This window comes from Streptomyces gardneri (assembly GCF_006539185.1).
GTDB classification, from domain to species: Bacteria; Actinomycetota; Actinomycetes; order Streptomycetales; family Streptomycetaceae; genus Streptomyces; species Streptomyces gardneri.
On sequence record NZ_BJMN01000101.1, the window covers coordinates 1 to 9,777 of the forward strand.

The window sequence follows — 9,777 nt, forward strand, 5'->3', positions numbered from 1 at the left end:
GGCCGTCGTCCGGCCGGCGCGCGGCTTTGCAGCGCCCGCCGTGCCCTGAGAACCCTTGCCGGACGTACGTGAAGCCATGATGTTGAGGTTACCGGTGAGGGGACGGGCTGTCCGCTCTCACCCGCCGGTAAGCGGACGGGTGTCCGTCTCACACGATCGTGTCATCCCTGCCGGGGAGCGGAGCTGACGCCGAGTCACGACACGTCTACCCCGAGTGACGGTACGTCAGGTCTGGGCGGGCAGCGTCGGCGCGGCACCCGTCCCCGGCTCCAGGGCGTCCAAGGCGCGCCGCAGCCCGGTGAGCTTGCGCTCCAGATGGGCGGCGGTGGCGACGGCCGCGGCGTCGGCGGAGTCGTCGTCGAGCTGCTTCGACAGCGCCTCCGCCTGCTCCTCGACAGCGGCGAGACGGGCGGAGAGCTCGGCGAGCAGCCCGGCGGACTCCTTGCCGTGGCCGCCCTCGCCGCCCTCCAACTGCAGCCGCAGCAGGGCGGCCTGTTCACGCAGCTTGCAGTTCTTCATGTAGAGCTCGACGAAGACGGAGACCTTGGCGCGCAGCACCCACGGGTCGAACGGCTTCGAGATGTAGTCGACCGCTCCGGCCGCGTACCCCCGGAAGGTGTGGTGGGGGCCGTGGTTGATGGCGGTGAGGAAGATGATCGGGATGTCCCGCGTCCGCTCGCGCCGCTTGATGTGCGCTGCCGTCTCGAAGCCGTCCATACCCGGCATCTGGACGTCCAGCAGGATGACCGCGAAGTCGTCCGTCAGCAGCGCCTTGAGCGCTTCCTCCCCGGACGATGCCCGCACCAGCGTCTGATCGAGCGCGGAGAGAATGGCCTCCAGCGCCAGCAGATTCTCCGGCCGGTCATCGACCAGGAGGATCTTGGCCTTCTGCACCATGCCCCGTCCTCCTCGCCCCGGCAACGGCTCTCCCCGGCTCCCGTGACCGGGGGAAGCACCGGGTGCCGCCCCAGAAGACGACTCCCTAGCGCCGTCAGTCCTTGTGCCGGTCATCGTAGCCGCACCCCGCCCGTCGCCACACCCTGTCACCGCGATGTCACTGTGCACGTACCAGAAACGCGGTGGGAGACCAGAAGGTTCCCCGTATCCCGCCCGCTCACACCCCCGTGGCGACAGTCCGTCAGCGAAGCCCGCGGGGCCCGAGCGACATGCCGCGCGGGCCCCGATCCGGAGTCACTCCCCCCGCATCCACTGCTCCATCACGGACAGCAGGTGGTCGGGGTCGACCGGCTTCGTCACATAGTCCGAGGCACCCGACTCGATCGCCTTCTCCCGGTCGCCCTTCATGGCCTTCGCCGTCAGAGCGATGATCGGCAGCCCCGCGAACTGCGGCATCCGCCGGATCGCGGTCGTCGTCGCGTACCCGTCCATCTCCGGCATCATGATGTCCATCAGCACGACCGTCACATCGTCGTGCTGCTCCAGGACCTCGATGCCCTCGCGCCCGTTCTCCGCGTACAGCACCGCGAGCCCGTGCTGCTCCAGGACGCTCGTGAGCGCGAAGACGTTACGGATGTCGTCGTCCACGATGAGCACCCGCTCGCCCGAGAAGTTGAAGGTGCGCCGGGGCTCCACCTCCGCCTCCGGCTCCGCCCGGTCCACGGCACCCTGCTGACCGGACTGCCCCGGTACGGCCGTCCGCGCCCCGGTCGCCTCCGCCGCGGCCTTCCGCCGGTGCCGGAACAGCGCCCCGGCCCCCGACCGCGCCTCGGTCCGCACGGGCGCCGGCGGGAAGTGCGGGAACGCGTGCACGGCCCCGGCCGACCCGTCCTCGGCACCCTGCTGCGCGTCCTCGGCGTCCGACGCCCCCTGCCCGTACCCGTGCGACGACAGCTCCGTCGGGCTCAGCGGCAGATAGAGCGTGAACGTCGAACCGCGACCCGACTCGCTCGCCGCGAAGATCTCGCCGCCGAGCAGCCGCGCGATCTCCCGGCTGATCGAGAGCCCCAGACCCGTACCGCCGTACTTCCGGCTGGTCGTGCCGTCGGCCTGCTTGAACGCCTCGAAGATCACCCGCATCTTGCTCGCCGCGATCCCGATCCCGGTGTCCGTCACGGAGAACGCGATCAGATCGGCCTCCGGGTCGCGCAGCGAACCCGCCTCCAGGAGCTGCTCGCGGATCGACTGCGGCACGTCCGCGTTGGCCGGCCGGATCACCAGCTCCACCGCGCCGGAGTCGGTGAACTTCACCGCGTTGGACAGAAGGTTGCGCAGCACCTGCAGCAGCCGCTGCTCGTCGGTGTGGAGCGTGGCCGGCAGCTCGGGCGAGACCCGCACCGAGAAGTCGAGCCCCTTCTCCGCCGTGAGCGGCCGGAAGGTGGCCTCCACGTAGTCGACGAGCTGGACGAGCGCGATCCGGGTCGGCGAGACGTCCATCTTGCCCGCCTCGACCTTCGACAGGTCGAGGATGTCGTTGATCAGCTGGAGCAGGTCCGAACCGGCACCGTGGATGGTCTCCGCGAACTCGACCTGCTTCGGCGTCAGATTGGTCTCCGCGTTGTCCGCGAGCAACTTGGCGAGGATCAGCAGCGAGTTGAGCGGGGTGCGCAGTTCGTGCGACATGTTCGCCAGGAACTCCGACTTGTACCGCATGGAGACGGCGAGCTGTTCGGCGCGCTCCTCCAGGACCTGGCGGGCCTCCTCGATCTCGGTGTTCTTCACCTCGATGTCGCGGTTCTGCCGGGCGAGCAGCTCCGCCTTCTCCTCCAGCTCCAGGTTCGAGCCCTGGAGCTCCTTCTGCCGGTGCTCCAGCTCGGCCGAGCGCTCCTTGAGCTGCTCCGTGAGCTCCTGCGACTGCTGGAGCAGCACCTCGGTCTTGGTGTTGACGCTGATGGTGTTGACCGTGGTCGCGATCAACTCGGCGATCTGGTTGAGGAAGTCCCGCTGGATCTGCGCGAACGGCTGGAACGAGGCCAGCTCGATCACTCCGAGGACCTTGCCCTCGAAGAGCACCGGAAGCACGATCACATGCGCGGGCGAGGCCTCCCCGAGCCCCGAGGAGATCTTCAGATAGCCCGGCGGCACGTTCACCTGGATCGTCCGCTTCTCCTCGGCGGCCGTCCCGATGAGCGTCTCACCGGGGCGGAACGAGGTCGGCATGGACCCGGTGGAGTACCCGTAACTCCCGCGCATCCGCAGCTCGTACGAGCCGTCGCCCTCACCGACGAGTTCGGCGTCGCTGTGGGCGTGGCCGGTCGGCATGGCGACGAAGAAGGCGCCGTGCTGTGCCGAGACCACCGGCGTCAGCTCGCTCATGATGAGCGAGGCGACGTCGTCGAGGTCCCGCCGGCCCTGCATGAGGCCGGAGATACGGGCCAGGTTGCTCTTGAGCCAGTCCTGCTCGTCGTTGGCGAGCGTGGTGTCGCGCAGGTTGGCGATCATCGTGTTGATGTTGTCCTGGAGCGCCTGGATCTCACCGGCCGCGTCCACACCGTCGATCTTGACGTTGAGGTCGCCGCGGGTCACCGCGGTGGCGACGGCCGCGATGGCCCGCACCTGCCGGGTGAGGTTCCCGGCCATCTCGTTCACGGACTCGGTGAGGTCGCTCCAGGTGCCCTCCACGTCCCGGACCCGGGCCTGGCCGCCCAGCTGCCCGTCGGTGCCCACCTCGCGGGCCACACGCGTGACCTCCTCGGCGAAGTTCGACAGCTGGTCGACCATCGTGTTGATGGTGTTCTTCAGCTCCTGGATCTCACCTCGCGCGTCGATGTCGATCTTCTTGGTCAGGTCGCCCTTGGCGATGGCGGTGGTGACGGCGGCGATCTGCCGCACCTGACCGGTGAGGTTGTCGGCCATCGAGTTCACCGACTCGGTCAGGTCCTTCCAGGTTCCGGAGACACCGGGCACCCGCGCCTGACCGCCCAGTTCGCCCTCGGTACCCACCTCACGCGCCACACGCGTGACCTCGTCCGCGAAGGACGACAGGGTCGTCACCATCGTGTTGACGGTCTCGGCGAGCTCGGCGACCTCGCCGCGCGCCTCGACCGTCACCTTCTTCGTCAGGTCGCCGTTGGCGACGGCCGCCGAGACCCGGGAGATGTTCCGCACCTGACTCGTCAGGTTGTTGGCCATCAGGTTGACGTTGTCGCTGAGGTCCTTCCACGTACCGGTGACACCGCGTACGCGTGCCTGGCCGCCGAGGATGCCCTCCGTACCCACCTCGCGGGCCACGCGCGTGACCTCGTCCGCGAAGTTCGACAGCTGGTCGACCATCGTGTTGACGGTCGTGACCAGCTCCAGGATCTCGCCCCGGGCATCGACGGTGATCTTCTTGGAGAGGTCGCCCATGGCGACGGCCGTCGTGACCTCGGCGATGTTCCGCACCTGGATGGTGAGGTTGTTCGCCATGAAGTTCACCGACTGGGTGAGGTCCTTCCAGGTGCCGGAGACCCCCTGCACCTCGGCCTGCCCACCCAGGATCCCCTCGGTGCCCACCTCACGGGCCACCCGGGTCACCTGCTCGGCGAAGTTGGACAGCTGGTCGACCATGGTGTTGAGGGTGTTCTTCAGCTCGAGGATCTCGCCCCGGGCGTCCACGTCGATCTTCTGCGACAGGTCACCGCGGGCCACCGCCGTGGCGACCTGCGCGATGTTACGGACCTGGGTCGTCAGGTTCCCGGCCATGCCGTTCACCGAGTCCGTCAGGTCACGCCACACGCCGGCCACGCCCGGCACCTGCGCCTGACCGCCCAGCCGGCCGTCGGTACCCACCTCGCGGGCCACCCGGGTCACCTGGTCCGCGAAGGCGGAGAGCTGGTCGACCATCGTGTTGATGGTGTTCTTCAGCTCCAGGATCTCGCCCCGGGCGTCCACGTCGATCTTCTGCGACAGGTCACCGCGGGCCACCGCCGTCGTCACCTGCGCGATCTGCCGCACCTGCGAGGTCAGGTTGCCGGCCATGAAGTTCACGGAGTCGGTGAGCTCACGCCAGCGGCCGGAGACGCCGTCCACCCGCGCCTGCCCGCCGAGCCGGCCCTCGGTACCCACGTCCCGCGCCATCCGCGTCACCTGGTCGGCGAAGGACGAGAGCTGCGACACCATCGTGTTGACGGTGTTCTTCAGCTCCAGCATCTCGCCGGCCACGTCGACGGTGACCTTCTGCGAAAGGTCACCGTTGGCCACGGCCGTCGTGACCTGCGCGATGTCCCGCACCTGACCGGTCAGGTTCCGGAAGGCCGTGTTGACCGAGTCGGTCAGGTCCTTCCACGTCCCGGCCGCACCCGGCACCTCGGCCTGACCACCGAGCAGGCCCTCGACACCGACCTCCCGGGCGACCCGGGTCACCTCGGAACCGAAGGCCGACAGCTGGTCGACCATCGTGTTGACGGTGTTCTTCAGCTCCAGCATCTCGCCGGCCACGTCGACGGTGACCTTCTGTGACAGGTCACCGTTGGCCACGGCCGTCGTGACCTGCGCGATGTCCCGCACCTGCGTGGTGATGTTCCGGAAGACGGTGTTGACCGAGTCGGTCAGGTCCTTCCACGTCCCCGCGGCGCCCGGCACCTGCGCCTGACCACCGAGCAGACCCTGCGCGCCGACCTCGCCCGACACCCGGGTCACCTCGTCGGCGAACGTCCGCAGCGTCTCGGTCATCTGGTTGATCGTGTCCGCGAGCTGCGCGATCTCACCGCGCGCGGAGACCCGCACCTTCTGCGACAGATCGCCGTTGGCGACCGCCGTCGTCACCTCGGCGATCCCTCTCACCTGATTGGTGAGATTTCCCGCCATCGTGTTGACGGAATCGGTGAGGTCCTTCCACACGCCCGCGACCCCGGCCACCTCGGCCTGACCGCCGAGCTCGCCCTCCGTACCCACCTCACGGGCCACACGCGTGACCTCGGAGGAGAACGACGACAGCTGGTCCACCATCCGGTTGACGGTGTTCTTCAGCTCCAGCATCTCGCCGGCGACGTTCGCCGTGACCTTCTGCGACAGATCGCCGTCCGCCACCGCCGTCGTCACGAGCGCGATGTCCCGCACCTGGGCCGTCAGCCGGTTCGCCATGGTGTTGACCGAGTCCGTGAGGTCCTTCCACGAACCGGACACCCCACGCACCTGCGCCTGCCCGCCCAGCTTGCCGTCCGTACCCACCTCGACGGCGACTCTCGTCACCTCGGAAGCGAAGACCGACAGCTGGTCGACAAGGTTGTTGGCGGTACGCGCGACCTTCAGGAACTCCCCGCGCAGCGGCCGTACGGCCCCGTCGGCACCCTCCGAACGCAGGTCCATCCGCTGGTCGAGGTCACCCTCGGCCACCGCCGACAGCACCCGCCCCACCTCGGACACGGGCCGGGCCAGATCGTCGACCAGCGCGTTCGCGGCCTCGATCGCCGCCGCCCACGCCCCTTCGGTCGCCCCGGCCTCGAGCCGCTCGGACAGCTTGCCCTCGCGCCCGACCACCCGACGGACCCGCGACAGCTCCCCCGTCACGTGCATCTGCCGGTCCGCGACCTCGTTGAACACGGCGGAGATCTCCGCCATGACCCCGTCACCGGACACCGTGAGCCGCTTGCGGAAGTTCCCGTCCCGCATCGACACCAGCGCGGCCAGCAACCGCTCCAGCGACGCCTCGTCCACCTGGACCGTCCCCCCACGAGGACGCCCGCCCCTCGCGCGCGTGCCGCTCCCGCCGCCACGCCGCGCCGCCGTGCCAGACTCCACCGTGTCCCTCCCGAAAGGGGTCGACCGTACGCTTCCGGCTCTCGCCGATAGCCTGCCCAGTGTTTCACCGCGACCGAACCAGGCGATAACAGTTCGGCAGCTTCGCACAGCGTCCCCACCCCTGGGGAACGGAAACTGCGACGACCGGCATCCGCACGGACAGCGAAGGTAAGTAACCTGGCATCCGGCTGTCCAACCACCCCGGTCCGCCCGGCGGGGTCGGTGTGGTGCGCGCACGACCACCGGGCAGTGGGAGGGACAGACCGAGCATGGCAGAGCCGGGCGTCGAAACGCGTACGAGGAGTGCTGTGATCACCGCGCGGGCGACTGCCAGCTTCGAGCCCGTCGGGCGGTCCGTCGCGGCCGCCCGCGCGTTCGTCAGGGACACCCTCCAGGGCTGGGGACACTCCGAACTCGTCGACGACGCCGTCGTCCTCACCAGCGAGCTCGTCACCAACGCCGTCATCCACGCCGGCACCTCCGCCGAGGTCCTCTGTCTTCGCTCCGAGGACAGCATCCGCGTCGAGGTCGCCGACCGCTACCCCGAGCGCGAGATCCCCGTCCAGAGCGGCCGCACCCTGGGCAACCCCGACCGCGAGAACGGCCGTGGCCTGCTGCTCTGCGCCGCCCTAGCCCACCGGTGGGGCGTCGACTACTCCCCCACCCGCAAGCACGTCTGGTTCCACCTCGACCTCCCCCGACGCCCGGTGGGCACCCGCTCCGCCGGCCCCGTCCTCCCCGACGCCCTCCTCCCGGCCGCCGAGAGCCGCGTCCGAGTCGCCGTCGCCCAGATCGACCGCGGCGGAGCGGTCACCGCGTGGAACGAGGACGCCGCGGAGCTCTTCGGCTACGAGGCCGACCAGGTCACCGGCAAGCCGCTCGGCGACCTCGCCGCCTGGCCGCACACCCCCGGAATCGGCACCGGCCTCGCCGAGGCCCTGCGCCTCTCCCGCTGGGAGGGCAGCTACGGCATCCGCTGCGCCGACGGCCGCGTCGTCCCCGTCTACGCCTCGCACCTCCGGGTCCGCGACACCGAGGGCGAACCCTCCACCGTCTGTCTCCTCGTACGGGAACACGAGCGGGCCGTCCTCCAGACCCCGCAGCGCCCCGCCGCCGAGCCGGGCTCCGAGAGCCGCTCGGCGGACCCCTTCGAGGTCTTCATCGGCTCCCCCGCCCCCGACGACCTCGACGGCCTCCTCCAGCGCACGGTGGAGCGCGCCCGCGACATGCTCGACGGCGACGCCGCGTTCCTCCTCCTCGCCACGGACGACGAGACCGAGCTCGAAGTACGGGCGACCACCGGCCTCCCGGCCGCCCGCCAGCGCTTCGCCCGCGTCCCGGTCGAGACCGGCGCGAGCCGCTACGGCTCCGCCCGGATGCCCGCGGTCCACGAGGACCTGGCCGCCGTCCCCGGCGCCGTCCCCCTCCTCGAAGCCACCGGCATGCGCTCGGTGGTCACCGTCCCGCTCAAGGTCGAGGGCCGGCTCACCGGCTCCCTGGGCGTGGCCGCGGAGTCCCCGAACCGCTACTCCAACGAAGAGGCCCTCCGCCTCCAGTTCGCCGCCGACCGCATCGCCCTCGCGGTCGAGTCGGCCCGCCTCGGCGAGCTCGAACGCCTCCGCCGCGGCTCCCTCAGCTTCCTCGTCGAGGCCTCCGACCTCCTCGCGGGCACCTTGGACCGCGACCAGACCCTGGCCCTGATGGCCCAGATGACGGTCCCGACCCTCGCGACCTGGTGCGCGGTCTACACGATCGCCGACCAGGCCTCGGACCCGTACCTCTCGTACGTACTCCACGAGGACGAGGATCGCATCGATGGTCTCAAGGACCTGCTCTCGTCGATCGCCCCTCCCGACCCGGTGCCGACGCCCGGCGCCCGGGTCTGGGCGGCCCCGGGCGACGCCGCGCACCGAGCGGCGCTCACCGCCTCGGTCCGCGCCCTCGACCACCCCACGAGCCCGCTCTCCTCCGGCATCGACACCACGCTGGCCACAGCGAGCGCGGTCGCCGGCGAGACGGTCGTCCTGCCGCTGGTCGCCCGCAACAGGGTCATCGGCATGCTGACCCTGGGCCGGCCCTCCGAGGACCACTTCCGCCAGGAGATCCTGGAGCTCGCCGAGGACCTCTCGCGCCGAGCGGCCCTGGCCCTGGACAACGCCCGCCTGTACTCGGAGCGCGTGGCGATCAGCCAGTCCCTCCAGCGCAGCCTCCTCCCGCCCGGCCTCCCGGTGATCCCCGGCGTCGAGGTCGACGTCATCTACCGAGCGGCCGGCGAGGGCAACGAGGTCGGCGGTGACTTCTACGACCTCTTCCCGATCCGCGACGGCGCGTACGGATTCGCCATCGGCGACGTCTGCGGTACGGGCCCGGAGGCCGCGGCCGTCACCGGCCTGGCCCGCCACGCCCTGCGGCTCCTGGCCCGTGAGGGCTTCGGCGGCCCGGCCGTCCTGGAGCGGCTCAACGCCGCGATCCTCGACGAGGGCGCCCGCAGCCGCTTCCTCACCCTGCTCTACGGCGAGATGCGCCCGCAGGAGGACGGCTCCGCGATCCTGAAGGTCGTCTGCGCCGGCCACCCCTTGCCCCTGCGCCTCAGCCAGGACGGCACGGTCCGGCCGGCCGCCGAGCCGCAGCCTCTGCTCGGGGTCATGGAGGACCTCGAACTCTACGAGCAGACGATCACGCTCGACCCGGGCGATGTCCTCCTCTGTGTCACGGACGGCGTGACGGAGCGCCGCGAAGGCACCCGCATGCTGGGCGACGACGGCCTCGCCGAAGTCCTCAGGACGTGTACGGGCCTGACGGCCGGCGCGGTCGCCTCCCGTGTCCTCCGCGCGGTCGAACGCTTCGCCCAGGCCCCGGCCTCCGACGACATGGCCATCCTGGCGATGCGCCTCCGAGAGCCGGACCCCAGCTGACACACCAGGGCGGCCCCTGCAAAGGGGCCGCCACCATCGATCCTCTGTCCCTGAAGTACCCCGAACGCAAAAAAGGCCCCCGCCAATGGCGGGGGCCTTTTTCTTTGGAGCCCTTTAACGGAATCGAACCGTTGACCTTCTCCTTACCATGGAGACGCTCTACCGACTGAGCTAAAAGGGCGGG

At 70.2% G+C, this 9,777-nt stretch carries 3 protein-coding genes and 1 tRNA gene; 1 reads left to right on the plus strand and 3 read right to left on the minus strand.

Features of this window, described 5'->3' with window-relative positions:
- Nucleotides 1–225 precede the first annotated feature (225 nt).
- Nucleotides 226–897 (minus strand): response regulator, encoded by a 672-nt coding sequence (locus SGA01_RS40245; RefSeq protein ID WP_055641027.1) that lies wholly within the window; start codon nucleotides 895–897, stop codon nucleotides 226–228.
- 294 nt (nucleotides 898–1,191) lie between these two features.
- The gene (locus tag SGA01_RS40250) at nucleotides 1,192–6,678 is read right to left on the minus strand and encodes a HAMP domain-containing protein (RefSeq protein WP_174867697.1); all 5,487 of its coding nucleotides are present in this window, start codon (nucleotides 6,676–6,678) and stop codon (nucleotides 1,192–1,194) included.
- A 269-nt stretch (nucleotides 6,679–6,947) separates the two neighbouring features.
- Between SGA01_RS40250 and SGA01_RS40255 the strand changes: the two genes are divergently transcribed.
- Entirely contained in the window at nucleotides 6,948–9,593 is a 2,646-nt protein-coding gene (locus SGA01_RS40255; protein ID WP_167534299.1) for a SpoIIE family protein phosphatase, read from the plus strand.
- Nucleotides 9,594–9,698: 105 nt separating this feature from the next.
- Here the strand turns inward: SGA01_RS40255 and SGA01_RS40260 are convergent.
- Nucleotides 9,699–9,774, minus strand: a tRNA-Thr gene (locus tag SGA01_RS40260).
- Nucleotides 9,775–9,777 lie beyond the last annotated feature (3 nt).